This window comes from Pseudofrankia sp. DC12, assembly GCF_000966285.1.
In the GTDB taxonomy this organism is placed as follows: Bacteria; Actinomycetota; Actinomycetes; order Frankiales; family Frankiaceae; genus Pseudofrankia.
The window spans coordinates 3,278,785-3,305,506 of the sequence record NZ_KQ031391.1; the positions used below are offsets into that span (position 1 = coordinate 3,278,785).

Sequence of the window (26,722 nt, forward strand, 5' to 3'; positions counted from 1 at the left end):
GATGGACCCGTCCCAGCCGAACGAGCTCGTCCTGTTGCTGGTGAAAATCGGCTACCTGGCGTTGCTTTGGACGTTCGTGCTGCTGGCCGTCCGCGCGATCCGCACGGATCTGCTCGAACCAGCGCGGCGCCGGGTGGCGCGGCGGGGTACACCGGTCCGGGCGGGCGGCGACGCCGTCGCGCGGCCGCGTGGTCATCAGCATCCGGCTCAACCACCGGCGGGTGTTCCGGCTCCGGCACCACCGAACGCACCCAATGCATACCCGCCAAGCAAGGTCGTGGTCACAAAGGGTCCGCTAGCGGGCACTGTCATCCCACTAACCGGCGAACCGATCACCATCGGACGGGCTCCAGACTCGACGTTGGTTCTTGACGATGACTTCGCGTCCGGCCGGCATGCGAGACTCGTCCCTCACGACGGGCGCTGGTTCGTCGAAGATCTCAACTCGACCAACGGAACCTTTCTCGAACACACGAAAGTGACCACGCCCATGCCGGTATCCCTCGGCGCGCCGGTCAGGATCGGCAAGACGGTCCTGGAGCTCCGCCGGTGAGCCTGCGGCTTCACTACGCCATCCGCTCGGACGTCGGCCATGTCCGAGAAGGAAACGAGGACTCGGCGTATGCCGGTCCCTATCTACTTGCCGTCGCCGACGGCATGGGCGGTCACGCGGCAGGTGAGGTGGCGAGTTCGACGGTCATCGCCGCGTTGGCCGACCTGGACACCGAGATCGACGCGGACGAACTGGTGGAGGCGCTCGTCTCCGCCATGCACGACGCGAACGCGAACCTGCGCGCGATGTCCGCCCGGGACGGGTCACTCGACGGGATGGGCACCACGGTCACCGCCGTACTGGCCTCCGGTGACCAGTTTGGCGTGCTCCACGTCGGCGACTCCCGTTGCTACCTGCTGCGCGACGAGGTGCTGAGCCAGATCACGCACGATCACACCCTGGTGCAGGACCTGGTCGACCAGGGACGGATCACGCCCGAGCAGGCGAACTCGCACCCGCAGCGTTCGTTGCTGATGCGCGCCCTCGACGGCCGTGAGGTCGACCCTGACCTCTCGCTCCGCCAGGCCAGGCTCGGCGACCGCTACCTCCTGTGCAGCGACGGCCTCTCCGGCGTCGTCAGCGGGGAGACGATCCTCGAGGCCCTGCTGGGAACGAGCCCGCAGGACGCCGTCGACCGACTGGTCGAGCTGGCGCTCAAGGGCGGTGGCCCGGACAACATCACGGTCGTCGTCGCGGACGTCGTCGACGACGAGGACCCGGCGCAGGCCGCGATGGTGGCCGGTGCCGCTGCCGAGAAGGACAGCGTTCCCGGTGCCACCCCGGCCCGGGTCGGTCCCAACCCGCGTAACCCGGACAGTGACTCGGCCGCCGCCCGAGCCGCCCGGATCGGGCGGGTGTCCCGGAGCGGCCTGTCACCCGAGGACTTCGCCGACGGCGCGGCCCCCGGCCGGGGCCGCCGCCGGCTCGTCTTCGTCGGGGCGTCGGTCGCGGTGCTGCTCGTGCTCATCGCCGTCGCCGGCTGGGCGTGGGTGAAGAGCCAGTACTACGTGGGTGTCCACGACAACCAGGTCGCGATCTTCCAGGGGGTGCAGAGCCTCGACGCGCTGTCGAGCGTGCATGCCACCTTCATGCCGATCTCCGAGGTCGCCGAGCCGGACCGCAGTGCGGTCCGGGCCGGTCTGCACGCCGAAGACCTCACCGACGCTCAGAAGAAGGTGAGCAGCCTGCGGACCGTGCCGGCCAGCGGGTCCACCTCGAAGCCGACCACGCCTCCAACCGCGACGCCGACCAACGTCACCACGCTGCCCGGCACGGTGGCCTCGATCGCCGCCTGTGCGACGTCGGACCCAGCGGCAGCCGTCTCCTGCGTGGGCCTAGCGTCGCCGACCCCATGAGCCTGCCGCCGCTGCGCCGGCCACGCCCCGCGGACCTCACGGCCACCTTCGCCGGATTCCCACTGCCACCAGGGCTCGAGCTACCGCCGTACCGTCGGCGTGAGCTGGGCCTGCTGGTGTTCGCGGGAATCCTGGCGACCGGTGCGTTCGCGGCGCTGATGCTGGCACACAACGGCACGCTGACCTTCCAGGTCGCCACCTACGGCCTTGGCTTCTTCGCGCTGTGGGGTCTGGCGCATCTGGCCGTCCGCTGGTTCGCCCCGGCGGCCGACCCGCTGCTGTTGCCGCTGGTCGCGGCCCTCAACGGCATCGGCCTCGTGATGATCTACCGGATCGACCTGGCGAGGGCGGACGCGCAGCGCAGCGCGCACAAGACGGTCACCGCCGGCGCGGCGCAGACCCAGCTGGTCTGGACCCTTCTGGCGATCATCGTGTTCGTGCTGGTGCTCGCGGTCGTCCGCGACCACACGACGCTCACCCGCTACACGTACACGGCGGGCCTCGCCGGCATACTCTTCCTGATCCTGCCGGCGGTCCCCGGCATCGGCGCGTCGATCAACGGGGCCCGGCTGTGGCTGCGGGTCGGCCCGTTCTCGTTCCAGCCCAGCGAGGTCTCGAAGATCCTTCTCATGATCTTCTTCGCCGGCTACCTCAGCCGGATGCGCGACGTCATCTCCCTCGCCTCGCCGACCTTCCTGGGCATGAAACTGCCGCGGCCACGGGACCTGGGCCCGGTGCTGGTCGCCTGGGCGGCGAGCCTCGGCGTCCTCGTCATCGAGAACGACCTGGGCTCGTCGCTGCTGCTGTTCGCGATCTTCCTGGTGATCCTCTACACGGCCACCGAGCAGGTCTCGTGGGTCGCGATCGGCCTGCTGCTGTTCTGCGGTGGCGCACTCCTCGCCGACCACCTGTTCTCCCACGTCCAGGTCCGGGTCGACGGCTGGCTGCACGCGTTCAGCGGCGCCAACCCCAGCGGCAAGTCCTACCAGCTCGTGCAGGGCCTGTACGGCTTCGCGGCCGGCGGGATCACCGGCACCGGCCTGGGCCAGGGCAACCCGCGCAAGGTGCCGTTCTCGAACACCGACTTCATCATGGCCAGCCTCGGTGAGGAGCTCGGCCTGACCGGCGTCATGGCGATCCTGGTCATGTACGCGCTGATCGTCATGCGAGGGCTGCGGGCCGCGATCGGCGCCCGCGACCCGTTCGGCAAGCTGCTGGCGACCGGACTGTCGGCCTCGCTGGCCTTCCAGGTCTTCGTGCAGGTGGGCGGCGTGATGCGGCTGATTCCGCTGACCGGCATCACCTTGCCGTTCGTCTCGTACGGCGGCTCCTCCATCGTCGCCAACGCGGCGATCATCGCGCTGCTGTTGCGGATCAGCGACAGCACCACCCGCAGCCCGCGGGAGGAGGCCGCGCCGGCACCCCTGTACGACCCGGATGCCCTGGCTGGGGCCCGGACGCAGGTCGTGGTGAAGAGCTCGTGAACCGGCCGATCCGCAAGGTCACGGCCGTGTGCGCCGTCCTGTTCGCGGCGCTGCTGGTCAACGCGAACTGGGTGCAGGTCGGCGAGCAGCACTCGCTCAAGCAGGAGCCGACGAACACCCGGGAGATCGCGGCCCGGCTGGACCGGCAGCGCGGCGGCCTGCTCGCCGGCCCGGCGGACGACCGGGTGACGATGGCCAGCTCGACGCCGGTCGACGACGAGTTCAAGTACCTGCGCCAGTACTCGGATGGCCGGCTGTATGAGCCGATCACCGGCTATTTCACGCTCTACAGCGCCACCGGGCTGGAACACACCGAGAACCTGTTCCTCAACGGCGACGACGACCGGCTGCTCGCGAGCCGGGTCAGCGCGCTGCTGTCCGGCTCAGGCCGCAAGGGCGGCTATGTGCTGACCACGATCGACCCGAAGATCCAGCAGGCCGCCGCGCAGGCGCTGGGCGGGCGCAAGGGCGCGGTCGTCGCGATGGACCCGCGCACCGGCGCGATCCTCGCGATGGTGACCGCCCCGACGTACGACCCGAACGATCTCGCCGGCCACAACCCGGACCAGGTCCAGAAGAACTACGACGTCCTGAACGCGGACCCGAACCAGCCGCTGCTGAACCGAGCCACGCAGCAGACCTATCCACCCGGCTCGACCTTCAAGCTGATCACCGCGGCGGCTGCGCTTTCCACCGGGCAGTACAACATCAGCTCGGTGCTTCCGGCGCCGGACCGGCTCAAGCTTCCACAGACCAACACCGAACTGCCGAACTTCGGTGGTGAACGCTGCGGGAACGGACAGACCGACACGATGATCCACGCCCTGACGATCTCCTGCAACACCGCGTTCGCCTCGCTCGGCATGCAGGTCGGCGGGGACAGGCTGCGCGCACAGGCGCAGGCATTCGGGTTCAACACGACGATCGACGGCTTCGAACTGCCGGAGGCGAAGAGCGTCTTTCCCGCGTCTCTGGACCAGGCACAGACCGCGCAGTCGGCGATCGGCCAGTTCGACGACCGGGTCACGCCGCTGCAGATGGCACAGGTGGTGTCGGCGATCGCCAACCACGGGCGGATGATGAAGCCGTACCTCGTTGACGAGCTCGAAGGGCCCGACCTCAAGCAGATCTCCAAGACCCAGCCGAAGGAGCTAGGCCAGCCCATCTCCGCGTCCGTAGCCAGTGACCTGACCACCATGATGGAGTCCGTGGTCACATCGGGCACCGGTACCAAGGCGCGGATCAGCGGCGTGTCGGTGGCAGGCAAGACAGGCACCGCCGAACATGGGACGAACGAGCCGCCGCACGCCTGGTTCGTCGGGTTCGCCCCAGCCGATAACCCAAGCATCGCCGTCGCGGTCGTGGTCGAGGATGGCGGCGGAGAGTCCGGGACCGGCGGCTCCGTCGCGGCCCCGATCGCGCAGAAGGTCATGCAGACCGCATTGGACATCCAAGGATGAACAACCCGTCCGGGCAGCCCGCCCACCATCCGGCTCAGCCGTTCGCCGGCGCCGTGCCGGCCAACACCGTTCTCGACAACCGCTACCGCCTCGACGGCCGGATCGCCACCGGCGGCATGGGCGAGGTCTGGCGCGGCGTCGACCAGACGCTGGGCCGACCGGTCGCCGTCAAGCTGCTGCGCCCGGAGTACGCCAGCGACGAGTCGTTCCTGGTCCGCTTCCGCGGCGAGGCCCGGCACGCCGCCCGCCTCTCGCACCCCGGCATCGCCTCGGTCTACGACTACGGCGAGGTCGCGACCGTCGACGACCACCCGACCGCCTACCTGGTGATGGAGCTCGTCGAGGGCGAGCCGCTGTCCGCGGTGCTGCACCGGGAGAAGCGGCTGTCACCGGAGCGGATGCTCGACGTCCTCGGCCAGGCGGCGGACGCGCTGCAGGCCGCGCACGCACTGAACATCGTGCACCGCGACATCAAGCCGGGCAACCTGCTGATCCGCAACGACGGCGTCGTCAAGGTCACCGACTTCGGCATCGCGCGGGCTGTCGACGCCGCGCCGCTGACGGCCACCGGAATCATGATGGGCACGGCCTACTACGTGTCACCGGAGCAGGCCTCGGGCCGCCCGGTCACCCCGGCGAGCGACGTGTACTCGCTCGGCGTCGTCGCCTACGAGTGCCTGGCCGGCCGCCGGCCGTTCGACGACCGCAACCCCATCGTCGTCGTCATGGCGCACCAGCAGGACAACCCGCCGCCGCTGCCTGGCGACGTGCCCCACCAGGTGCGCCAGCTCGTCGAGCAGGCGATGACGAAGAACCCGAACCGGCGGCCTTCGTCGGCCGGCGGGTTCGCCCGCAGCGCCGCGGCCATCCAGCGGGAGATGTTCGCGCCGGAGCCGCGCTGGGCCGCGGGCGCCGGCGGCGTCAGCCCCGACATGACCGCGCGCCACCCCGGCCCGGCCGGCCCGCCGCCGCGCGGGCGCACCCGCGCGGCGTCCTGGCTCGCCGACGGCCCGGCCGGCGCTCCCGCCGCCGGCGGCACGAGTGCGCCCGGCGGCGCCGCCGCGCGCGGCGGCTACCCCGGCGGAGCGGGAGCCCCGGCCGCGCCGGGCGCCAACTATCCCGGTCAGCCCGGTGGCCGCGGCGGGCCGGCGACCAGCTACCAGCAGGGCGCGCCGGGCTACCCGCCGGCCCAGCCCGGCGGCACCGGGTACCAGTCGCCAGCCGGCCAGACCGGCTACCAGCAGGGCGGCGGCTTCGCCAACCGCGCCGACGGCGCCACCGGCTACCAGCCCGGCGCGACCGGGTACCAGCAGGGAGCGAACAGCTACCAGCCCGGCGCCACCAGCTACCAGCCCGGCGCGACCGGGTACCAGCAGGGAGCGAACAGCTACCAGCCCGGCGCCACCAGCTACCAGCCCGGCGCCACCGGGTACCAGCAGGGAGCGAACAGCTACCAGCCCGGCGCCACCAGCTACCAGCCCGGCGCCACCGGGTACGAGCCCGAGCAGGCTGGCTACCAACCGGCGCCCACGGCCTACCAGCCGGCACCGACCGCCTACCAGCCGGCCGCCGGCGGCTGGGCCGATGACGACCAGGGCGACGAGACCAGCCTGGCCGCGGCGCACCCCGCGCCGGCCGGTGACCTGGACGAGCCGGCCGGCTGGCAGCCGGGCAACCGCGCGGCCCGACGGGCCGGATCCGCCCGCGCGGGCGCGGCCGGCGGCCGCAGACGGCGACTCAGTCTGCCTGTCCTGCTGGTGCTGCTGGTCCTCACCGTGATCGTCTGCGCCCTGATCACCCGTTCGCTCGCCGGCTCCGGTGGCTCGAACCACGCCGCGGCCTCCGTCACACAGGCGGTGACGACCGGTACCCGCGGTGGTGGGATCGTGGTCGGGGAGGCGAACGCGGGTGACTGACGTGACGGACTTGTACGGGACGGAGCCACGTCTCGTCGGCGACCGGTACGAGCTGGGCGCCGGCATCGGCTACGGCGGCATGGCCGAGGTGTACCGCGGCAAGGACATCCGGCTGGGCCGGGACGTGGCCATCAAGGTGCTGCGCTCGGACCTCGCCCGCGACCCGAACTTCCTCAAGCGTTTCCAGCGTGAGGCCCAGTCGGCCGCGGGCCTCAACCATCCCGCGATCGTGTCGGTCTACGACACCGGCGAAGACGTCATCAACGGCTCCCGGCTGCCGTACATCGTGATGGAGTTCGTCGAGGGCCGCACCCTGCGCGAGATGCTGCAGCGCGAGGGCCCGTTCCCGGAGCGCCGGGCGATGGAGATCACCTCCGACATCTGCGCGGCGCTGGACTACAGCCACCGGCTGGGCATCATCCACCGGGACGTCAAGCCGGCGAACGTGATGCTGTCCCCGGACGGCTCGGTCAAGGTGATGGACTTCGGCATCGCCAAGGCCAACAACGCGACCTCGTCGACGATGACCGCCACGCAGGCCGTCATCGGCACTGCCCAGTACCTGTCGCCCGAGCAGGCGCAGGGCAAGAAGGTCGACGCGCGCAGCGACGTCTACTCGACCGGGGTGCTGTTCTACGAGCTGCTCACGGGTGAGCCGCCGTTCCGGGGCGACAACCCGGTGGCCGTCGCCTACCAGCACGTCCGGGAGATCCCCGACCCGCCGTCGCGGCACAACACCGCGCTGTCAGCCGCCGCGGACGCGGTCACGCTGCACGCGCTGGAGAAGGAGCCCGACGACCGGTACGGGAGCGCCGGGGAGATGCGCGACGACCTGGAGCGTGCGCTCGCCGGCCGTAGGGTCGTCGCGCAGCAGTCCGGCCGCCCGACCGGCGGCGCCGCGGCCGCGGCGACACAGATCGCCCGCGGCGGCTACCGCGACGACCCCCGAACCAGCGGCTACGACACCTACGACCGCTACGGCGACACCGGCTACCAAGACTCGGGCTACGAGGCCGGGGCCTACCGGCAGAGCGGTGAGACCCGCACCCGTGGCGGCTACGCCCCCGTGGGCGGCTACACCGACCAGTTCGAGCGCTTCCCCCCGGACGACGACCGGTACGGCGGCTCCGGCGGCCCGACGCCGCCGCCCCAGCGCGGCTCGAACGCGTGGAAATGGGTGCTGGCCGGCCTCGCGGTCGTGCTCACGTTCGTCGTCGTCTCCCTGGTCGCGACGTCGCTGCTGGCCAACAAGGGCGGTGGCTCCGGTGGCGGCTCGTCGACCGAGACGACGATCCCCACGGGTCTGAAAGGCCAGCCCCTTACCGCCGTCAAGAACCAGCTGACCGACCTCGGCTTCACCAATATCACCAGCAAATCGCAGACGGTGACCGACGGGACCGCGCCGGACACGGTCATCAACATCGCGCCGACTGAGGGCACCAAGGTCCCGTTGTCGACGGCCATCACCCTGACGGTCGCGGCGGCGCCGGACCAGAGGCCCGTCCCGGACGTCGTCGGCGAGACGGAGTCGGCGGCCTCGGACGCGCTCACGCAGGCCGGGTTCCAGGTACAGAGCCAGCCCTACAGTGACAGCAACAACCCGCCGAAGCAGAAGCCGGGCCGGGTGGAGAAGACCGACCCTGCGGCTGGTCAGCCGTGGGGCGTGGGCACCACGGTCACGATCTACGTGGTCAGCTCGCAGGTGAACGTCGGCAGCTACATCGGCCAGTCGGTCGCGTCGGCCCAGGCCGCCCTGACGCAGCTGGGGCTGAACAACACGGTCCAGCAGCAGCCGAGTGACCAGCCGCCGGGCACCGTCATCGACCAGAACCCGAAGAACGCCACCGTGAACCGTGGAGACACGATCACCCTGACCGTCGCCGCGCAGGCCACCAGCAGCCCGAGCAGCACGCCGTCCACCGGTGCGACCCCGACGCTGCCCGGCCTGCCGACCTCGGGCACCACCGGCGGCCCCGGCCACGGCGGGACCCCGACCCCCAGCGCCAGCGCCAGCGGGTGACCCACTCAGCAAGCGGGAGCAGGATGCGCATCCTCGTCGTCGACAACTACGACTCGTTCGTGTTCAACCTGGTCCAGTACCTGGGCCAGCTGGACGCGGAGTGCGTCGTGCGGCGCAACGACGAGGTCGACCCCGACCGGGTCGGCGAGCTCGGGGTCGACGGCGTCCTGCTCTCCCCCGGTCCCGGGACGCCTGAGGCGGCCGGCGTGACCATCCCGATGGTGACGGCGGCGTCGGCCGCCGGGCTGCCCGTCTTCGGGGTGTGCCTCGGCCACCAGGCGATCGGCGTCGCCTTCGGCGCGACCGTCGACCGGGCCCCCGAGCTGCTGCACGGCAAGACGTCGGTCGTGCAGCACAGCGGCGCGGGCGTGCTCGCCGACCTGCCGAACCCGTTCGTCGCGACGCGGTACCACTCACTCGCGGTCGACGCCGCGACGCTGCCGCCGGAGATCGAGGTCACCGCGCGCACCGACAGCGGCGTGGTGATGGCGATGCGGCACCGCACGCTGCCGATCGAAGGGGTGCAGTTCCATCCTGAGTCGGTCCTCACCCAGGGGGGGCACCTGATGCTCGCCCGCTGGCTGGAGACCTGCGGCGACGGTGGCGTCAGCCGTGCCCTGGCGCCAGCCCTGTCCGACGAGGTCGAGACCCTGCGTCTGGCGGCCTTCGCCTGACCCGGCGGCCGGCTCACCCGGTGAGCCGGCCTCCCGGGGCGTCAGCCGGTCAGCGGCGTCGCGTAGACCGCCGTCGGTGGTTCCGTCGCGGCCGGGAAGGTGACGTTCGCGTTCGTCTCCACGTGATAGCCGAGGTCGTAGGCGTCGACGTACTCCCGGTAGAGGACGACGCCGGGGTCGGCGTCGAGGGCTGCCGTCAGCCGCGCCGGATCGCCGAGGGCCGCGACGACGAACGGCGGGGAGTAGACGTTCCCCTCCAGCAGCAGCGTGTTCCCGACGCAGCGGACCGCGGTCAGCGCGGTCACCCGTCGGCCCATCAACGTCATCGCCCGCGCCCCGCCGGCCCACAGGGCGTTCACCACGGCCTGGACGTCCTGCTGGTGAACGACCAGGTCGTCGGCGACGGGAGCGCGGACCCCGGACGGCCACGGGCCTGCGCGCCGGTCCCGCGGGGTGTCGTCCAGCGACACGATGATCGCGGTTCCATGCACGGGGGTGAGGCCCGCCTGTGCGAGCAGGGCCGTCTCACCCGCGCAGCCGGGCGGCACCGCCGCCGCGTCGGCGCCCACGCCGGCACAGCCAGCCGGCGGCCCCTGCGATGACAGGGCCGGTTCCGGCGCCGCCAGGGGGGCGGGCGCCGCGAGGTCGGCCCGCGCCTGAACGAGTCGGTCGCGAGACCTGTCCACCTCGGCCTGGTCGGCCGCCACCACGTCCGCGAGCGCGTGCCGCTCGCCGGCCAGGGCGCTCCCACTCGGCGGCTGTGCGCCGCCGGCAGGCCCCCGGGCAAGGACGAGCAGCAGGCCGGCGAGAGCCGCCACGAGCGCGACAGCGAGGCGCCGGGCCTGGCCGGCTCGCCGCTTCCCGCCGCTGTGCACAGGGAAACCTTGGTGGCTGGCGGACGGTCTTGTCGACCCTGGGTCTTCGGTGTGTCCTGTCGAAGCCCGATTCACAGCCGCGCCGATGGGGATCGCGCGCCCACCACGGCGCGGACCCGTAATAGCCTGCACGCAATGTTTGTCTAGCCCCGACGAGGAGACCGTCCCGTGCCCGAATCGCGACGGCGCAAGCCGAAGAAGGCCACTGCGGCCCGCCCCGCCTCGACGGTGACCGCGAAGCGGCGGTCACCGTCGCCCCGGTGGTTCGGCGGGATGATCATGGCGTTCTTCCTGATCGGAATCGCCTACCTGCTGACGTACTACTTCTCCAACGGCGGCGTCTTCGGGATGGAGGCGCTCGGCGGCTGGAACATCCTCATCGGCTTTGGTTTTGTGGTGATTGGCCTGGGCGTGGCGACCCAGTGGCACTGACGGGCCCCGGCGCGGGACCACTCGGAACGCCGGACGACCGGTTCGGCAGGTCAGCGGCCCGGCGCGGCAAGTTGCACGGCTGAGATTTATCCACAACCGTTGTCCACATATGTGGACAGCCCCGGCCAGTCCTCTACGCTCCCCCAATGGCCAGGCCGGTCGCCGCACGGATGGCGGCGACCGTCTGGTCGGGGTCCTCGACGCCGACGATGAGGCGTTCGAACTCGCAGCCAGCCGTGAGCAGCACGACGACGGCCGGCCGGCGCCGGTAGATGGCCACGAAGTCCTTGCCGCCGCGGTGGCGCCAGGTACCCAGCGCGATCACCCCGGGCACACCGGTTCCGGGCGCGCGGATGCCCCGCAGCTCGCCGAACGGGTGCGGCGAGACCAGGACATCGGCCACCTCGGCCAGCGCGGCCGACACGTCCCCTCGCAGGGCCGCGAGACGTTCGGCCTGACTGAGCACGACCTCGACTCGTCCGCCCCCGACCACCAGCTTCGCCACACCCCAACATTAGGACCTCAGGATCCCGCGGGCGCGTTCGGTCAGGTGGAGGGCGAGGGGCGGGCGTAGGCCGCCGCGTCCTCGGCTCGGATCACGAACATCACGGCGGTGATCAGCGCCAGGTGGGTGAAAGCCTGCGGGAAGTTGCCCAGGTGCCGCCCGGTTGGCGGGTCGACCTCCTCGGCGAACAGGTCCAACGGGCTCGCCATCGACAGCAGCCGCTCGCACAGCTGCCGGGCCCGGTGCAGCTCCCCGATCTCGACCAGCGCCGACACCAGCCAGAACGAGCAGATCAGGAAGGCGCCCTCCTCGCCGCCGATACCGTCGTCCGTCTCCTCGGTCCGGTAGCGCAGCACCAGCCCGTCGACGGTCAGCTCGTCGGCGATCGCCAGCACGGTCGCCTTCACCCGGTCGTCCGACGCGGGCAGGAACCCGAGCACCGGAAGCAGCAACGCCGACGCGTCCAGCGAGGCCGAGCCGTAGTACTGGGTGAACACGCCGCGCTGGTCGACGCCGTGGGCGCAGACGTCGGCGTGGATCTCCTCCGCGACCGTCTTCCAGCGCGCGGCGGTCTTCAGGTCGCCGCGCATCTGCGCGAGCCGCCGGCCCCGGTCGAGCGCCACCCAGCACATCATCTTCGACGTGGTGAAATGCCGCGGCTCGCCGCGCACCTCCCAGATGCCCTGGTCGGCGTCGCGCCAATGCGTCGCGGCCGACTCGGCGAGCCGGACCAGCACCGGCCACAGCCGTTCGGACAAGTAGTCGCGTGATTTCGTGAGCAGGTAGACCGAGTCGAGCACGGTGCCCCATATGTCGTGCTGGCACTGCTTGTAGGCGTCGTTGCCGATCCGTACCGGGGTTGCCCCGTCGTAGCCGGACAGATGGCCCAGTACCTGCTCCTGGAGGTCCGACTCGCCACCGACCCGGTACATCACCTGGATGTCTTCGGCTTCTTCACAGACATCGGCGATAAACGAGAAGAAGTCGTTGGCCTCGTAGTCCAGCCCCAGTGTGTAGAGCCCCCAGAGCGCGAAGGTCGAGTCCCGGATCCAGCTGAACCGGTAGTCCCAGTTGCGCTGGCCCTGCGGGGTCTCCGGCAGTGAGGTGGTCGCGGCGGCGAGCAGGGCGCCGGTGGGAGCGTAGGTGAGGCCCTTGAGCGCGAGGGCGCTGCGCTGCAGCTGCCGGCGCCAGGGATGGTCGGGGAACACGCCGCGCGACAGCCACTGCCGCCAGAACTCCGTCGTCGAGTCGACCGCGGCCATCGCCTGCGCGTACGTCGTGGGCAGCATTGGTTCGTGCGCCCGCCAGGTAAGGGCGACGAACGCGGTGTCGCCCTCCTTGAGGGTGGTCCGCACCAGCGCGCGCCGGCCGTCGAAGCCGAGGCGCAGGTCGGTGCGCAGCCGCAGGGTGACATCGGTGTCGGCGTTCCGGATGATCCCGGACGAGTAGCCGCCGCCCTCGTACTCCCACGACTCGGGCTTGCGGCCGTAGTCGAAGTTCGGCTCGCACACGAGGCTGAGGTCGACGGTGCCGTGCTCGCAGCGGGCCGTGCGCAGCAGGACGTGCTCGGCGTCCCAGTCCATCGGCGTGCGCCGGTGCGTCTTGGACCGGGCAGCGGTGCGGTGCCAGCGGCCGACGACGAGGCAGTCGGTGACGATCAGCCAGCCGTTCGGCGTCTGCCAGGTGGTCTCCACGATGTTGGTTCCTGGCAGGTAACGGCGTCCAGCAGGAATCATGATGCGCTCGGGACCGAACCGAAAGCCGCCGGCGGACCGGTCTAGGATCGAGCCGAACACGCTGGGCGCATCCGGGCGAGGTACGCACATCCATTCGACGTTCCCGCTCGGCGCGACCAGGCAGGTGGTCTCGCAGTCCGAGAGGAACGCGTACTCGGCGATCGGCGGGAAAGGGCTGCCACCGAGCCGACGTGTCGGTGAGTGTGCCACCGCTGCCCCCGTTTCGCCCCGCTGCCGGGTACCTGAACAGACGTTGTCCCGAATTGCCCCCGGTACCGATGAGCGGAGCCCGTACATCCGTCACACTCATTGTATCGGAAGCAGAAATGGATAGTAATCATCTTGACTGGCAGTCGGAGGCACCGGCCGAGCGGGCGATTCCGGGCGGCAACCGGATAAAGGCTCACCTCAGAAGAATGCAAGCACTGATACGGCGGGCTGAAGCACGATAATCTGATCTCGCGACGCCACACGGCAGGGGGACCGCATGCTTGGCAACAACGGTTGTGCAGACCGCTCGACGAGGTCGGTGCGAGCGAGGCCGGGGCCTGGTCGGCCCCCGCGCGCGGACGACGGCCCGGTGCACTGACGCGCCGAGGCCAGGCGGCGACGCCACCCGGCGCACCCCAGGCGCGCGCGGCCACCGCACCCACCGTGGGCAACAGCTGACCAGCTGCTCCGGCGACGTTCGGAGTCCTGTGCCCCGGACGCCGCTGGCGCAGATACCGCCAGCTCCATCGCTCCAGCGACCGCAAGGTTCGCGCCGCGCCCGCGGCCCGTGCCGCACGAGAGCGCCGCGTACCGACGGCTGGGCCGGACCCGACCGCGGTGCCCACAGCCTCGCGCAGGCGAGCCGACGCCGCCCAGCAGAACCGAAAGGCAACGAAATGACCTCCACCGGACCGATGCTCGCCGGAAGGCACGGCGGCAGCATGCAGGCTCCCGCGGCGCCCGGGCCGCCACATTCCGCCGGGCGGGCCAGGACCAGCGGCGACGGGCCGCCGACCAGCGTCCCGTCGTCCCGGTCCGGCCAGCCGAATGGACCGCACAGACCCGGCGCGGGGGCCAGACACGCGGGGGCCAGACACGCGGAGTCCCGCGGGTCCGCCAGCTCGTTCAGCATCGCCAACCTGGCCGCCGTCGGCAGCCAGTTCGGGTCCAACGGCCCGTTCGCCCCGGTCGGACCGGTCCACCCGGTCGACCTGGGCGGTCCTGGCGGCAGCCTCGCCGCCCCGATTCCGCCCGGCGGGTTCCGGCCCGCGGGTGGCCTGAACGAGCGCCCGTCGCCCGCTGGGGTGTACGACGCCCTGCTCGGCGGAACCGCGCACCGGCGGGTCGACCGCAGGTCCGCGCTCGCCATCCTGCTGACCTGGCCGGACGCGCCGACCGCCGCCCGGGCGACGAAGGACTTCCTGGTCAGGGCGGTCAGGTTCGCCGCCCGCAACGGGGTGAACCAGTTCCTCGCGCTGGGCAGCGGGGCGGGAACCGTCGACCCGGTGCACGAGATCGCGTGCGCCGTCGCCCCGGAGAGCCAGACCGTGTACGTCGAGCCGGACCCGCTGGTGATCGCCCGGTCACTTCCGGACATCCGGGCGCGCCAGGCCGCACTGGTGCAGGCGGACGTCTCGAGGCCGGCCGAGGTGCTGCGGCACCCGGGCGTGGCCGCCCGCCTCGACGTCACCCAGCCGATCGCCGTCGTGATGGTGCCCGGGCTGCCCGGGATCGCCGACCATGAGGATCCGCGCGAGGTGCTGCGCGGCTACCGGGAGGCCACGGCGCGCGGCAGCCTGCTGGTCTTCAGCCAGCTGTGCGACGAGGGCAGCGCGCGCGGGCTGCGGGCGTTGTTCGAGCGGGCCGGCCAGCCGGGCTGTCCTCGCCCGCACGAGCAGACCGTCGAGCTGGTCAGCACCTGGGAGCCGATCGAACCGGGCCTGGTGCCCGCCGAGGAGTGGAGCGCGCCGGACGAGCGCGGGCACCCGCACTCCGGCCGTCTCCCGGTGTACGCCTCCGTCGGCTGGCACTGACGTCCTCGGCCCGGGCCTGGTCCCCCTGCGGGGCCAGGCCCGGGTCCCCACCCGGCGGCCGTACCTGGCGGCCGTACCTGGCGGCCGTACCTGGCGCCAGCCGGCGTTCGGGCGTCAGAACGTGTGCACTGCCGTCAGGCTCTGGGAGTTCAGGACTGCCGCGACGACCAGCACCGCGAAGACGGCCGCGGTGCCGAGCGCCTGGAGAGCCACTCGCCGCGCCGGTACATAGGCGTAGAGCAGGCCCATCACGACGCCCGTGGCCAGCCCGCCGATGTGGCCCCACTTGTCGATGCCCGAGATGCTGAACGTGATCAGCAGGTTGATCCCGACGACGATGAGGATCTGGCTGGTGTTCACCCTCAGTCGGCGCGCGATCAGGTAGTACGCGGCGAAGAAACCGAAGATCGCGGTCGAGGCGCCGTAGGAGAAGGCGCTCTCGCCGTGGATCACATAGCTGAGGGTGTTGCCGCCGATCGCGCAGGCGAAGAACAGCGCCAGGTAGCGCGCTCGGCCGAGGATCGCCTCCAGCTGCGTGCCGAGCAGGAACAGCGCGTACATGTTGAACAGGATGTGCAGCACGCTGCCGTGCAGGAAAGCCGCCGTGACCAGCCGCCAGTACTCGTGGTGCTCGGCGATGTCGCCACCGATCAGCGAGTAGTTGAGGGTGAACTGGTTGTAGTGCGAGGTGCCCGTCAGTCCGGGCACGCCCTCAAGCACGTAGGCGACCAGACAGAGCCCGATCAGGATCTTCGTGACCAGGCCCGAGGATGCCTGGTCCGCCCGGCCACCGAACTGGGTCGGCGCCGGTGCCGACCGGGCCGCCCCCGTCTCCTCCGGGCAGTGGAAGCCGACCGCGGCCGGGCGCATGCAATCCGGGCAGATCGGCCGGCCACAGCGCTGGCAGGAGACAAAGGCGTCCCGGCCCGGGTGCCGGTAGCACCGGTTCGACTGCCCCGGCTGCCCGCCCGCCGGGACGCCAGGCGCCGGATGCGCGGAGCCAGGCGCCGATCGGCCGGACGGCTCATCCGCCCGGGGACCCTCCCAGACTGGCATCCCGGACGCGTCGCGGGACCACTGGCCTGAGGAGCCTCCCGACCGGGCGGCTCCCCAGACCTGCTGGTGGCTCAGTCCTGGCGCGCCGTCGTCCGGCCCTGGACCGGTCTGCTTCGGCATGCTGGGGGGCGTGCTCGCGTCCGCCGGGCGTTCCCAGGGCGAAGGCGCGGCGGTGGGTGCCTGCTCGGCCTCGCGCGAACCGGGCACCGGTCCACCCGGCTCCTCGACGCTCATTGCCGCCACCCCCCGCGGGCCATCAGGCCCCTGCGCCTTCGTCTCTCATGATCCGCCATCCGCCGCCGCCCTACACACGGCCCGTGACCGCGGGCCACTCACCTTCCGAACGAACCCAGCCAAGCTCCCGCTCCCAGCAAGCCCCCGGGACCCCGGAACGCAGCGAAAGGAAACCCACCGAACTCCGGATCCCAGCCCTATATCGAGACTCGGACCGAAACTCAGCCAAGATCCCAACCCCGTACGACGCCAGCCTCGGATCTCCCCACCAACCCCGTCAAGCGTTGGGAGGGCGCTCAGCGCCCGACAGGCGGAGCGGCTGAAGGGCGCTCAGCGCCCGGTTCCAGCCGACCGCCGGGTCTCGATGGCGATCTCCTGGATGACCACGTCGGTCCGCGGGCGGTCCTGGGCGCCGGTCGGGGCCTTGGCGATCGCGTCGACGACCTCGGTACCGCGGGTGACCTCGCCGAAGATCGTGTGCTTGCGGTTGAGCCAGTCGGTCGGCCCGACCGTGATGAAGAACTGCGAGCCGTTCGTGCCCGGCCCGGCGTTCGCCATGGCCAGCAGGTAGGGCTTGCTGAACGTCAGGTCCGGGTGGAACTCGTCGGCGAACTTGTAGCCCGGGCCGCCGCGCCCGCTCCCCAGCGGGTCGCCACCCTGGATCATGAAGCCCGGGATGACCCGGTGGAAGACCGTGCCGCTGTAAAGCGGGGTGCCGGTCTTCTTGGCACCGGTGCTCGGGTCGGTCCACTCCTGGTCGCCAGTCGCGAGACCGACGAAGTTGCGGACCGTCTTGGGGGCATGGTCCGGGAACAGCCGGACCTCGATGTCGCCCTGAGTCGTCCGCAGCGTCGCGTACAGCTCCTCGGCCATGTGCCTCTCTTCTCTTCGTGTCGCGGGCCACCTGGCCGGCGCCGGATTCGCGTCACCGGCCTACCGGCCCCCATCGGGAGCGCGCCCGCGCGGCGTACCGCCGGCGATCGCGTCCGCCCGTTCCGCGGGGCCGACCTGTCGACGATCGTATGTGCCGGCCGGTCACGCCGACGCGCCAGCCGAACACGGAGCAGCGCCCGACCGTCCCTGGACCACGCCGGCCGGACCAGCGCGAGGCCCGCGTCAAGCCCGCAGGGCAGGACGCGGAGGGGCGGACGAGGCATTCCGCCCCGTGCGCGCGACAGGAGCGGCCCGAGGCGGGAGAGTGCTGTCAGCACTACGCAGAGTGATTTTCACTGTCCGGCGGCGGCGGGTTCCGGGCGAGCGCGGGGCCTCCGAACATCCGACGTCGGGGGAGAACCGATGGCGACCGGCGCCGGGCCAGCAGGTCCCGGCGCACACCGAGCGAGACGTCCCGAGCCTCCGCCGCCGGTGGGAAACGCGGCAGCAGAAGAGGGAGACCGATGGGTACCAGCAAGATGCGGGACCGGCTCTCGCGCGTCACCGACGCGCCGGTTCAGAGCGCTCGGCGCGGCGGCCTCGCTGGCCTGCTGCGCGGCGGCGCGGCCGACCAGCGCGGGCACGACCGGGACGGCGGGCCGATGTCCGGCCTGCGTGGCCAGATCGGCCAGCAGAGCCGGCACCAGGACGGCCCCGGCCTTCAGCAGGCCGCCTGGGGCGCGGCCGGCCGGGCCGGCACGGCGATGGCCGGCGCCGCCGGCCTGGCGGCCCGCGCGGGCCAGTCGGCCGGCAGCGCGCTGGCCGGGCGGGTGTCGGACGTCTCCGGCCGGCTGACCGAGCACCCCGACGACGCGAGCTGGCCGGGCCGCCAGGGTGCCCGGATGGGTGGCCGCGGACTGGGCCGGCAGTGGGACGACGCGGGTCAGTTCTCGCGCGAGCAGCGCGCCGGGCGGTCGTGGGAGCGGCCCAGGGGCCGGGGCGCCTGGGACGAGCCGGCCCGCCAGCAGCGGTGGAGCCAGCGCGACGACTCCGGCCACGGCTGGGACGACGCGCGCCGCAACGGCAACGGCATGACCGCCCGGATGGGCCGCGCCGACGAGGGTGAGCAGGGCATTGGAGCCGCGCTGGGTCTGCGCGGACCGGCCCGCGGCGAGCTCCGGATGGGTGATGACCGGCCCGGCCGCGGCTGGGAGCAGCCCGGCGGGCAGCTGGGTCTCCAGGCTCGCGAGCAGCGTGGCCGAGGCCGTCGGCGTGGCCAGCGCGGCACCGACCAGCTGGGCGGCTGGGACGACCAGGCCGGCCGCCGGCCGGGGCAGCGGTGGGAACGCCCTGACCTGATGTCGCGGGAGGAGCTCATCGGCGGGCACAGCCTGCCCAGGCGGCACAGCAAGCGGATCGAGCGAGCCCACGACTCCGCCGACGAGTCGGCCCGCCGCGCCTTCGAGGCGAGCGAGCGTGCCATGCGCCACAGCCACTCCCGCCGGGCGCTGAAGGACGAGCGCAAGGCCGTGGCGCAGGCCGACCGCGCCCAGCGGATGCTCGAGCAGCACGTCGCCCGGGCCGAGCGCCGGATGGCGTCGACACAGCGGCGCCGCCGTCGCGGCCTCGGCCTGGTGATGCTGGCCGGTGCCGGCGCCGGGATCACCATCGCCGCGCGCCGGATGCTCAGCCAGCCCGGTGGCGGTCAGCAGGCTCCCGGCAGCCTCGACCAGACCGGTGCGTCGACGACCCGGGCGACCACCACCACCCGGTACCCGGCCGACGACCGGATGCCCGACAGCCTGCGGGACGACGTCACCGCTGGCCACCGCGCCGGAACCGACACCGACACGATGAGCGACTCGACCTCGCGTCGCTTCTGACGTCGGCGCGGGCCGCCACCCAGGCGGCCCGCGCCGGCCGGACGAACACCAACACCAGCCGGACGAACACCAGCCGGACGAGGACGAGCGAGGACCCGCACGGGCCTAGGCCTGTGCGGGTCCTTCGCCTGCCCCGGGCGTCCGGGCCGTCCTGAGCAGGTCGCCGACGGGCACGACCGGGAGGCCGGGGAGCCGATAGGCCGCCGGGGCGGTGGCCGCGACGGCGGGGCTGCGCGGGGGCACCGGCTCGATCCGGCGGTAGGGCGCGCCGAGCACGGGGCGCGGGTCGGGCTCGCCCCGGTTCGGCCAGAACGACATCGCCCGCTCCGCCTGCGCCGTGATCGTGAGCGACGGGTTGACACCGAGGTTCGCGGTGACGGCGGCCCCGTCGGCGACGTGCAGACCCGGGTGCCCGAAGACGCGTTGATAGGCGTCGACCACACCCCGCTCGGGGGACGCCCCGATCGGGGTGCCGCCCAGGATGTGGGCCGTGACCGGGATGTTCGCGAGCTCGGTGATCGATCCGGCGGGAAAGCCGCCGAGCCGGGCGGCAACCCGGCGGGTCGCGTCGTTGCCCTCGGGAATCCAGGCCGGGTTCGGGCCGCCGTGGCCCTGGCTGCTGGTGAGCCAGGACAGCCCCCACGGCCCGCGCCGGCGGCGCACGACCAGCGAGTTGTCGTGGGACTGCATCACCAGGGAGATCATCGTCCGCTCGGACCACCGCCACGGCAGCCCGGCGAGCAGCGCCAGGTGCGGCCGGCGCAGGCAGGCGCCGACGAACTTCAGCCAGCGGGGCACCCGACCGCCGCCGTCCGTCATCACCGACGCCAGCGGTGCCAACGCGTTGCTCCCCACGCCGTAACGAACCGGCTCGACGTGCGTGTGCTCGTCCGGGTAGAAGCTGGACGTGATCGCCACCCCGTGGGTGATCCGCCGGTCCGGGCGCGCCGTCGTCGCCCCGAGGATGGCCTCCGAGTTCGTCCTGGTCAGGTGGCCGAGCCGGGGCGAGAGGCCGGGCAGCCGGCCGGCGTCACGCATCGCCAGCAGCAACCGCTGGGTGCCCAGCGCGCCGGCGGCGAACACGACCTGCTCGGCCCGCCAGCCGCGCCGGCGCCGCCGCGCCCGTGCGCGGCCCCACGGGGTGACCGCCGGCCAGGCGCCGGCCGGCTCGCCGAGGACCTCGTAGCCGCCACCGGGCAGCGGGGTGACCGACCGGATCGTCGTGTCGGGCACGACGGTCGCACCGAGTCGTTCCGCGAGGTAGAGGTAGTTGCGGTCGAGGGTGTTCTTGGCGTCGTGCCGGCAGCCGCTCATGCACTCGCCACACTGCAGGCAGCCGGTGCGCCGCGGCCCGGCGCCGCCGAAGAACGGGTCGTCGGCCGTCTCCCCCGGGGCCGGCCGGCCGGGCGGCCCGAAGTAGACACCGACGTCGGCCAGCCGGAACGTGTCGCCGACGCCCATGTCCTCGGCGACGGCGCGGAACACCTCGTCCGCGTAGGTCGTCGTCGGGTTCGTGACCACACCGAGCATCCGCTCGGCCTGGTCGTAGTAGGGGGCGAGCTCGGCCCGCCAGTCGGTGAGGGCCGCCCACTGCGGGTCGGCGTAGAAGGGCTCCAGCGGGCGGTAGAGCGTGTTGGCGTAGACCATCGAGCCACCGCCGACGCCCGCGCCGGAGAGCACCAGTACCCGGCCGAGCAGCGTGATCTTCTGAATTCCGTGGCAGCCCAGCCACGGCAGCCACAGGTAGCGCCGCAGGTCCAGGCTGTTGCGCGGCAACGGCGACGCCACCGCGCCCGCGTCTCGCTTGTCCGGGCCGGCGTCGGCCGCGCCGTCGGAGGCGGTTCCGCCGGCGACGGCGGGTGGCGGGCCGAACCGGCGGCCGGCCTCGACCACCGTCACCCGGTAGCCCTTCTCGGCGAGGCGCAGCGCCGTCACGCTCCCGCCGAACCCGCTGCCCACCACCAGAACGTCGACGTCGAACGTGCCGTCTTCGTCCCGGGCCGGTCCCGATCCCCCGGTTTCCATGACCCCATCATTCCCCTGCCGCCGCCCGGGCCATCGGAACTGGCATCAGCTTGGGGCCAGCGGGTGGGGCGTCGTCGGGCGAAGGTCAGGAGGCGCGGGCGCGGGCCAGCAGAGCGGCCTGCTCCGCGCCGAGGGCGGCGGCGCGTTCGATCTCGGCCACATCCGGCAGCGCGGGGCCGTCCTCACCCTCCCGGGCCGGCCTGGCCTGGGCCGGCGCCTGCGCCTGGGCGTTGCGCCAGCCCCGGCAGGCCGCGCAGGGACACTGGTCACTGGCCCGCGGCAGGTGCTTGAGCCGCCAGGCCAGGTTGTCACCCGGGCTGTCGGACCCGACCTTCACCCCGCCGACGACCAGGTGGACCAGGTGGGTCGCGAGCGTCGGCGCGGTCCAGCCGCCCTCGCGCAGGATGTCGGTCAGCCCGTCGACCGAGTCGGCGAACATCTCCGGCTCGCAGCGCATCGCCTGCGCCAGCGTCGTGACCACCTGCCGGGCCGCGACGACCACCGGGTCGGGCGCCACCTGGGGCGGCGGTGCCACAGCGGGTTCAGGCACCTCGTCGAGGGCCGTCGGCCCGTCGAGGGGGGCTGGCTCGTCGAGGGCCGGCGTCGGGCCCTGGTCGCGGCCGGCCGCGCCAGCCGAGCCCGGTCCGTTCCCGCCCGGCTCGGTGCGTCGCGCGGTGGACTCGGTGGACTCGGTGCGTCGCACTGCCGGGGGCGGGCCGCCGGCGAGGCCCGTGCCGGTGAGCCGTTCGCCGGTGGCCTGCTGCGGGGACCCTGCCGGGTTCGGCGTCGCCGGCTCGAAGGGCTCCGTCCCGGGCGCGAAGCTCCGGTCCTCAATGATGATCCGGGTCGGCGTCGACGACTCGTCGGTGATGATCCGGGTCGGTGGCAACAACTCGTCGGCCAGCCGGCCGAGCGGGGTGTCCTCGCGCTGGTCCGTGGCCGGCCCGCTGCCCAGGAAGGCGCCGACGACCTGGGCCCGCCGTCGCACGGCCGCCTTCGAGTTGTCCAGCGGCCGCCCGCCGCGACGCCGGAAGACGTGCCTTCCGACGATCACCCGAGGCCGTTCCCCGGTGGCCGTCAGCGGGCCGTCCTCCTCGGTGACCTGTTCCTCGTCCTCTTCCCACTCGACGACGGCCGTCTCGACGGCGCCGTCGGCCCTGGCCGCTCGCCGGGGTCTCGGCCAGCCCGCCGCCGCGGCGGCCACGACCTCGTCCGGTACCCGCCCCGGTACCCGGCCACGGTCGAGCAGCCCGGTGCGCACCGGGCCGTCCTGCAGCGGCCGCCAGACCGGAGCCGCGGGCCGGGCCGTCGCGGCGACCTGGCTGGACACGGGCGACCCTGCGCTCGCGGCCAGCGGGCCAGGCCCGGGGACCGGTCCAGCCGCGGCCGCCTGGCTCGCAGCCGATGTCTGGCTGGCGGTGGGCGCCTCGCTGGGCCGGGCCACCCCGACTCCCGCCGAGCGGGCGACGTCCGCGGGAAGAGTCAGCACGAAGCGGGCCGGCCGGCCGGCGGCGGGCCGGCCGACCGTGCTCAGCCACCCGAGCTCGCGCAGCTTGGCGAGCTGGCGCTGGACGTGCGTGCGGCTGTACCCCGTCTGCTCCACGAGGACGGGCAGGCCGGGCGCGCAGAACGCGGCGCCGGCCGGCAGGTCCAGGTCGGCGACGCCCGCCGGCTGCACGTGGCTGGACAGGACGAGGGCCACCAGCTTGGTCGCGCGAGGCAGCCCTGCCTGGGCCACGGTGCGGTGCCAGCCCACGTTGTCGGCGACGAGGTGGTCGGCGGAGGGCGTGGAGACCAGGACGAGGACGCCGGGAAGGGACAGCTGGCGCATCATCTCGTCGGTCCTTGCGGTCTGGCCGGTCTGCACGGTGCGTCGCCTCCTTCCTGCGTGTCTGCTCGTGCGCCGCACGGTCCGTCGCCGTCGGCCGCCAGCGGCCTGGCCCGGCGCGGTTCACGGAGCGGGCCGACGGTCTCTGTCAGCGGTCTGGTGCGGCCCCGCCTCGGGCCGTTCGTGCTCGGGCCTTCAGCCGGTGAAGTGGTGGTGCGCTCGTCGCGGATGAGTCTGCGCCCGGCCGTCGCCGGGTATGCCGAGGCCGGCTTGCGCTGTGCCGGTTCAGGCACGTTACCCCCTGCCGGCGAAGGGGTAAGGGGCTCGCGGCCAAGGGGCACACACCACGGCAACATGCCTGCGTCAGCACACAACGAACGCCTTACCAGCACTTATGCCTCGCTTCGACCGAGTGACACGAGACCCAGCAGCCGTCCGGGGCCGGTGCCTCAACGACGCGCATCGACGCCGCGAAACGCCGACCCTCCCACAGCCCACCCAGCCGCAATCTGACACCTACGTCAGGCCGCGCCAGCACCCCCGTGAACCCTCCAGACAGGTGCCCGGACCACCACCAGCAATGATCGACAACGGCGCCTAACCCGGAGGTGACGGAGCCCGGCGGTAACGTTGGGTCATGCCCGCCGACGAGGCGCAACCAGCCGATCCGCCCCGGGCCGAGCCGCCCCGGGCCGAGCCGCTTCCGGCCGTCGCCGCGCCCACGGACCCAGCGGCCGTGGCCGGTGCCGAAGCGGACTCCGAGGCGACCGTGCGCCGGCTCGTCAGCGCGCTCGCGGCGGCGCCGGTCCAGCGGCACCGGCTCGACCAGGGGTCCTGGGTCGACGTCGGCCGCGGCTGGCTGCCGGGCACCGAGGAGCTCTACCAGCGCGTCCGCGACACCGCCCGCTGGCGCGAGGGCGCGATGTGGCGCTACGAGAAGTACGTCGTGCCGCCGCGGCTTTCCGCCTGGTACGCACCAGGCCAGCCGCCGCCGTACCCAGAGCTGGCCGCGGCCCACCTCGCGCTGCGCCGCCGCTACGGCGTCTCCTTCGACGGCTATGGCCTGTCCTACTACCGCGACGGCGCCGACTCGGTCGCGATGCACCGGGACAAGGAGCTGCGCTGGCTGGACGACACGGTGATCGCGATCCTGACGCTCGGCGCCCGCCGGCCGTGGACCGTCAAGCCGGCCCGACTACCCGCCGGCCGCCGCATCCTGAACGACGCCACCGACACAGCCGGCCTGCTCGATCTGGCACCCGGCCCCGGTGACCTGCTCGTCCTCGGCGGCCGGGCACAGCGCGACTGGTTACACGGAGTACCGAAGGTGGGCGGGCACGTCGGCGGCCGCATCTCGGTCCAGTGGCGCTGGACGAGCCGCACCGGGCAGCCGGAGCAGGGCCCCGGCTACATGGCGTCCCGCCACTTCGGCCGCTAGCCGAGCCCAACAGCCGGCCGACGACGCCGGTCCACCGGGTGGGCCCCGCGCTCGCCTCGCGGGCGTCGGTACCCCGGCCAGGGACCGCGCGCGGACCTGGTGCACCGGGCCGCCTCGAACACTCGTCGAACGCTCGTTCGCCCACTCGACGCGTCTGGCCGTGCCCGCGACCTTGAACAACTCGATCAATGTGACGGACATCACAACACAACGGACGCTCGGCGGCTGGTCACGGCAGCGCCGTCAGGGAGACGGCGAGCAGGCCGGGACGCAGGTCATCCCAGCGATACCAGGCGGTCAGCTCTCGCCCCGGGTGCTCCCAGGGGTTGCGCAGCAGCACCCGCCCGCCGGCCACGTCGACGGCCAGCACCGTGTACGCGTGCCGGCGGACCAGGCCCGTGTCCGCGTGTGGCGCGTCATCGCCGGTCGAGACGATCACGACGTCCCCGGCGGCCAGGCGGGCCGCCAGCTCACGGGCGGACACGTCGGCGGGCCGGAGCGTCCGGTGCGGCAGGCCGGTCAGGTCGCTGGTCGCCACCCCCGGGTCGCCGCCGTTGATCGCGTCGTAGCCACCGTGCGCGCGGGCGTAGGCCTTCTCGTAGACCGCCGCCCACAGCTCGGGCCGGCCGGTGGCGTCATAACCGGCCATCCCGGTCCGCGCCGGCCGGCTTCCCACGCCAGCACCGGCGGCCAGGCCGGGCAGGTCGCGAGTGACGGTGACGGGGAAGGGCCGGCCGTCGCGGTACAGCGTGACGGTGAGCGTGCCGTTGGCGTTCTCCCGGATGCCGTCGGCCAGCAGGGCCGGACGTTGGCGGGCCAGTGCCACCAGCGCGGCGGCGAGGTAGCAGTCGTCCACACCGCCCTGGCCGACGTCGGAGGAGGAGATGCCGTCGCGGATCACCGCGTCGGTCCGGTCGGCCGCAGGCCCGTCCGCGCCGGGTGCGCCACCGCGTTGGCCGCTGGCGCCCGGCGCGGCGGGCTCAAGGCTCGGCAACAGCCGGACCAGCTCGTCGAGCATCGCCGCCGGCGCGCTTGCCAGCAGCAGGTCCGGAACGGCCGTCAACGCGGCGAGCTCGGCCCAGGTCCGCGCCGCCAGCCGCGTCATCAGCCGCGGCACCGCGGCGGCGAGCACGGCCAGCGGTGCGCCACGCAGCCGGCTGATCACCGCCTCCCGGGTCGCCGGCGGCAGCACGGCCAGCCGCCGGCCCACCTCCAGCAGGTCGCCGGCCGACAACGACCTCGGTCGCGTCCCGATCAGGGCTAGCAGACCGGCGGCCACGGACCTGATCTCGCCGAGGCTCGGTGGCGGCGCGTCGTCGAACCAGGCCCGCTGGTCGATCAGGACCCCACCGGCACGCACGGCGTCCTCGGCCGCCGCGAAGTGCGCCATCCGCCGATCGAGCGACGCCGCCAGCCGTGGGCCATCGGTCGCGACGACGTGCGCGCCGAGCCTGAGAACGTCGGTGGCCACCGCCAGCCCGCCGACCCGGAACGTCGCCGCCGGCCGGACCGTGACGACAGCCCCGGCGGCGGCGCCGAGGCCGGCGCCAGCCGCGGTGACCAGCCCGGTCAGTGCGGCGACGGTGGCGTGCAGCGCCTGGTCCTCGGTCCTGTCGACGGCAGTCGCGAGCCGCGCGGCGCTGGTGCCGGCCGCGCGCAGCAGGCCGGCGAGAGCGCCCAGCCGTCCCGCGTCGAACGAGACCGGACGGTCCCCGCCGACGTCCCCGCCGGGCGGGTCGGCCGGGTCGACGCGGTCCAGCAGCCCGGCGGCGAGGGCCCGGACCAGCGCCGGTTCGGGCGTGTCCCATCCGCGCGGCATCGCCGGCACGACCGCGGCGGGCGCCGGGTCCGCCACAGCGAGGGCCGGGCCGCCGGACCTCTCAACCGCACCGCCACCCCCGGCGAGGCCGGGACCGCCGGCCGAACCACCGGCGAGGCCTGGCACGGCGGTCCTGGCAGCGGCGTCGAGGACGCCCGCGACCCGGATGTACCAGCCGGACCGCAGCGCCATCACCGCGGCGGCGGCCGTCAGGGCCTGCTGCCAGGCGTCGATCCGGGCCGTCGAGCGCCGCTGCCACGGGGAGGACCAGGCGTCGGTGGTGTTCAGCTCCGACACCGGCTCCAGCAGGGTGGAGGTCGCGACAGCCAGCCGGCGCAGCTCCTCGGCCGCGTCACGCAGCCGCGCGACGGCGGCCGCGACCACGGCCGGCAGCCGCGCGGCCTGGTCGTCGGCATAGTCCCGGTCCCGCGCCATCGGACCCCCCGCGCCGGTGTCTTCCCGCGCGGATCAACGTAGGGCGGCCGGCGGTGGATGTCACTCGAGCACTTGATCGTGACCGGTCCGCAACAGA

The 26,722-nt window shown here is 73.1% G+C and carries 19 protein-coding genes; 11 read left to right on the top strand and 8 right to left on the bottom strand.

The features are described 5' to 3' along the window. The first annotated feature begins 1 nt into the window (after position 1). Genes FRADC12_RS12960 through FRADC12_RS12990 form a run of 7 tightly spaced genes read left to right on the top strand, consistent with a single transcriptional unit; the run spans position 2 to position 9,462 of the window. Positions 2-553, top strand: coding sequence for an FHA domain-containing protein FhaB/FipA (locus tag FRADC12_RS12960; protein WP_045876835.1), 552 nt, complete (start codon positions 2-4; stop codon positions 551-553). Beyond that, positions 550-1,908 (top strand): PP2C family protein-serine/threonine phosphatase, encoded by a 1,359-nt coding sequence (locus FRADC12_RS12965; protein ID WP_045876836.1) that lies wholly within the window; start codon positions 550-552, stop codon positions 1,906-1,908. The genes FRADC12_RS12960 and FRADC12_RS12965 overlap by 4 nt, the downstream gene beginning before the upstream one ends. Continuing rightward, entirely contained in the window at positions 1,905-3,392 is a 1,488-nt protein-coding gene (locus FRADC12_RS12970) for an FtsW/RodA/SpoVE family cell cycle protein (RefSeq protein ID WP_045876837.1), read from the top strand. Before FRADC12_RS12965 ends, FRADC12_RS12970 begins: the two co-directional genes overlap by 4 nt. Continuing rightward, a complete protein-coding gene (locus tag FRADC12_RS12975) occupies positions 3,389-4,852 on the top strand; it encodes a peptidoglycan D,D-transpeptidase FtsI family protein (protein WP_045876838.1) in 1,464 nt (487 codons plus the stop codon). Before FRADC12_RS12970 ends, FRADC12_RS12975 begins: the two co-directional genes overlap by 4 nt. Beyond that, the gene (locus FRADC12_RS12980; protein WP_045876839.1) at positions 4,849-6,768 is read left to right on the top strand and encodes a serine/threonine-protein kinase; all 1,920 of its coding nucleotides are present in this window, start codon (positions 4,849-4,851) and stop codon (positions 6,766-6,768) included. Before FRADC12_RS12975 ends, FRADC12_RS12980 begins: the two co-directional genes overlap by 4 nt. Further along, positions 6,761-8,788, top strand: coding sequence for a Stk1 family PASTA domain-containing Ser/Thr kinase (pknB, locus tag FRADC12_RS12985; RefSeq protein ID WP_045876840.1), 2,028 nt, complete (start codon positions 6,761-6,763; stop codon positions 8,786-8,788). The genes FRADC12_RS12980 and pknB overlap by 8 nt, the downstream gene beginning before the upstream one ends. A gap of 23 nt (positions 8,789-8,811) precedes the next feature. Then, positions 8,812-9,462 (top strand): aminodeoxychorismate/anthranilate synthase component II, encoded by a 651-nt coding sequence (locus FRADC12_RS12990; RefSeq protein ID WP_045876841.1) that lies wholly within the window; start codon positions 8,812-8,814, stop codon positions 9,460-9,462. Positions 9,463-9,503: 41 nt separating this feature from the next. Here FRADC12_RS12990 and FRADC12_RS12995 read toward each other — a convergent pair whose 3' ends face one another. Next, positions 9,504-10,337: a DUF881 domain-containing protein gene (locus FRADC12_RS12995; RefSeq protein ID WP_045876842.1), complete on the bottom strand. Its 834-nt coding sequence runs from the start codon at positions 10,335-10,337 to the stop codon at positions 9,504-9,506. A gap of 168 nt (positions 10,338-10,505) precedes the next feature. Between FRADC12_RS12995 and FRADC12_RS13000 the strand changes: the two genes are divergently transcribed. Next, positions 10,506-10,769, top strand: a complete 264-nt coding sequence (locus FRADC12_RS13000; protein ID WP_045876843.1) for a cell division protein CrgA — start codon at positions 10,506-10,508, stop codon at positions 10,767-10,769. A gap of 133 nt (positions 10,770-10,902) precedes the next feature. Here FRADC12_RS13000 and FRADC12_RS13005 read toward each other — a convergent pair whose 3' ends face one another. Together FRADC12_RS13005 and FRADC12_RS13010 are read right to left on the bottom strand one after the other, a co-directional pair. Further along, positions 10,903-11,274: a hypothetical protein gene (locus FRADC12_RS13005; RefSeq protein WP_045876844.1), complete on the bottom strand. Its 372-nt coding sequence runs from the start codon at positions 11,272-11,274 to the stop codon at positions 10,903-10,905. Between the two features lie 41 nt (positions 11,275-11,315). Further along, entirely contained in the window at positions 11,316-13,220 is a 1,905-nt protein-coding gene (locus FRADC12_RS13010) for a glycoside hydrolase family 15 protein (RefSeq protein ID WP_045876845.1), read from the bottom strand. Positions 13,221-13,897: 677 nt separating this feature from the next. On the opposite strand from FRADC12_RS13010, the gene FRADC12_RS13015 reads away from it, so the two are divergent. Further along, positions 13,898-15,034 carry an SAM-dependent methyltransferase gene (locus tag FRADC12_RS13015; protein ID WP_052710884.1) on the top strand — a complete coding sequence of 379 codons (1,137 nt, stop codon included), beginning with the start codon at positions 13,898-13,900 and terminating at the stop codon, positions 15,032-15,034. 114 nt (positions 15,035-15,148) lie between these two features. Here FRADC12_RS13015 and FRADC12_RS29725 read toward each other — a convergent pair whose 3' ends face one another. Both FRADC12_RS29725 and FRADC12_RS13025 read right to left on the bottom strand, forming a co-directional pair. Further along, on the bottom strand, positions 15,149-16,324 hold the full coding sequence (locus FRADC12_RS29725; protein ID WP_084010675.1) for a rhomboid family intramembrane serine protease: 1,176 nt from the start codon (positions 16,322-16,324) through the stop codon (positions 15,149-15,151). A gap of 330 nt (positions 16,325-16,654) precedes the next feature. Further along, the gene (locus FRADC12_RS13025) at positions 16,655-17,197 is read right to left on the bottom strand and encodes a peptidylprolyl isomerase (RefSeq protein ID WP_045876847.1); all 543 of its coding nucleotides are present in this window, start codon (positions 17,195-17,197) and stop codon (positions 16,655-16,657) included. A gap of 524 nt (positions 17,198-17,721) precedes the next feature. On the opposite strand from FRADC12_RS13025, the gene FRADC12_RS13030 reads away from it, so the two are divergent. Further along, positions 17,722-19,080 carry a hypothetical protein gene (locus tag FRADC12_RS13030; protein WP_045876848.1) on the top strand — a complete coding sequence of 453 codons (1,359 nt, stop codon included), beginning with the start codon at positions 17,722-17,724 and terminating at the stop codon, positions 19,078-19,080. Between the two features lie 105 nt (positions 19,081-19,185). Here FRADC12_RS13030 and FRADC12_RS13035 read toward each other — a convergent pair whose 3' ends face one another. Together FRADC12_RS13035 and FRADC12_RS13040 are read right to left on the bottom strand one after the other, a co-directional pair. After that, entirely contained in the window at positions 19,186-21,105 is a 1,920-nt protein-coding gene (locus FRADC12_RS13035) for an FAD-dependent oxidoreductase (RefSeq protein WP_045876849.1), read from the bottom strand. 85 nt (positions 21,106-21,190) lie between these two features. Beyond that, a complete protein-coding gene (locus FRADC12_RS13040) occupies positions 21,191-22,972 on the bottom strand; it encodes a hypothetical protein (protein WP_045876850.1) in 1,782 nt (593 codons plus the stop codon). A 598-nt stretch (positions 22,973-23,570) separates the two neighbouring features. On the opposite strand from FRADC12_RS13040, the gene FRADC12_RS13045 reads away from it, so the two are divergent. Continuing rightward, entirely contained in the window at positions 23,571-24,371 is an 801-nt protein-coding gene (locus tag FRADC12_RS13045; protein ID WP_052710885.1) for an alpha-ketoglutarate-dependent dioxygenase AlkB, read from the top strand. Between the two features lie 229 nt (positions 24,372-24,600). On the opposite strand, the gene FRADC12_RS13050 is transcribed toward FRADC12_RS13045, so the two are convergent. After that, positions 24,601-26,625 carry a C2 family cysteine protease gene (locus FRADC12_RS13050; protein WP_045876851.1) on the bottom strand — a complete coding sequence of 675 codons (2,025 nt, stop codon included), beginning with the start codon at positions 26,623-26,625 and terminating at the stop codon, positions 24,601-24,603. Positions 26,626-26,722 lie beyond the last annotated feature (97 nt).

Excerpts from the sequence above, each read along its gene's own strand:
- FRADC12_RS12970 (WP_045876837.1), top strand. The coding sequence starts at position 1,905 with ATGAGCCTGCCGCCGCTGCGCCGGCCACGCCCCGCGGACCTCACGGCC.
- FRADC12_RS13050 (WP_045876851.1), bottom strand. The coding sequence starts at position 26,625 with ATGGCGCGGGACCGGGACTATGCCGACGACCAGGCCGCGCGGCTGCCG.
- FRADC12_RS13015 (WP_052710884.1), top strand. The coding sequence starts at position 13,898 with ATGACCTCCACCGGACCGATGCTCGCCGGAAGGCACGGCGGCAGCATG.
- FRADC12_RS13035 (WP_045876849.1), bottom strand. The coding sequence starts at position 21,105 with ATGGAAACCGGGGGATCGGGACCGGCCCGGGACGAAGACGGCACGTTC.
- FRADC12_RS13030 (WP_045876848.1), top strand. The coding sequence starts at position 17,722 with ATGGGTACCAGCAAGATGCGGGACCGGCTCTCGCGCGTCACCGACGCG.
- FRADC12_RS12960 (WP_045876835.1), top strand. The coding sequence starts at position 2 with ATGGACCCGTCCCAGCCGAACGAGCTCGTCCTGTTGCTGGTGAAAATC.
- FRADC12_RS29725 (WP_084010675.1), bottom strand. The coding sequence starts at position 16,324 with ATGAGCGTCGAGGAGCCGGGTGGACCGGTGCCCGGTTCGCGCGAGGCC.
- FRADC12_RS12980 (WP_045876839.1), top strand. The coding sequence starts at position 4,849 with ATGAACAACCCGTCCGGGCAGCCCGCCCACCATCCGGCTCAGCCGTTC.
- FRADC12_RS13025 (WP_045876847.1), bottom strand. The coding sequence starts at position 17,197 with ATGGCCGAGGAGCTGTACGCGACGCTGCGGACGACTCAGGGCGACATC.
- FRADC12_RS13045 (WP_052710885.1), top strand. The coding sequence starts at position 23,571 with ATGCCCGCCGACGAGGCGCAACCAGCCGATCCGCCCCGGGCCGAGCCG.
- FRADC12_RS12990 (WP_045876841.1), top strand. The coding sequence starts at position 8,812 with ATGCGCATCCTCGTCGTCGACAACTACGACTCGTTCGTGTTCAACCTG.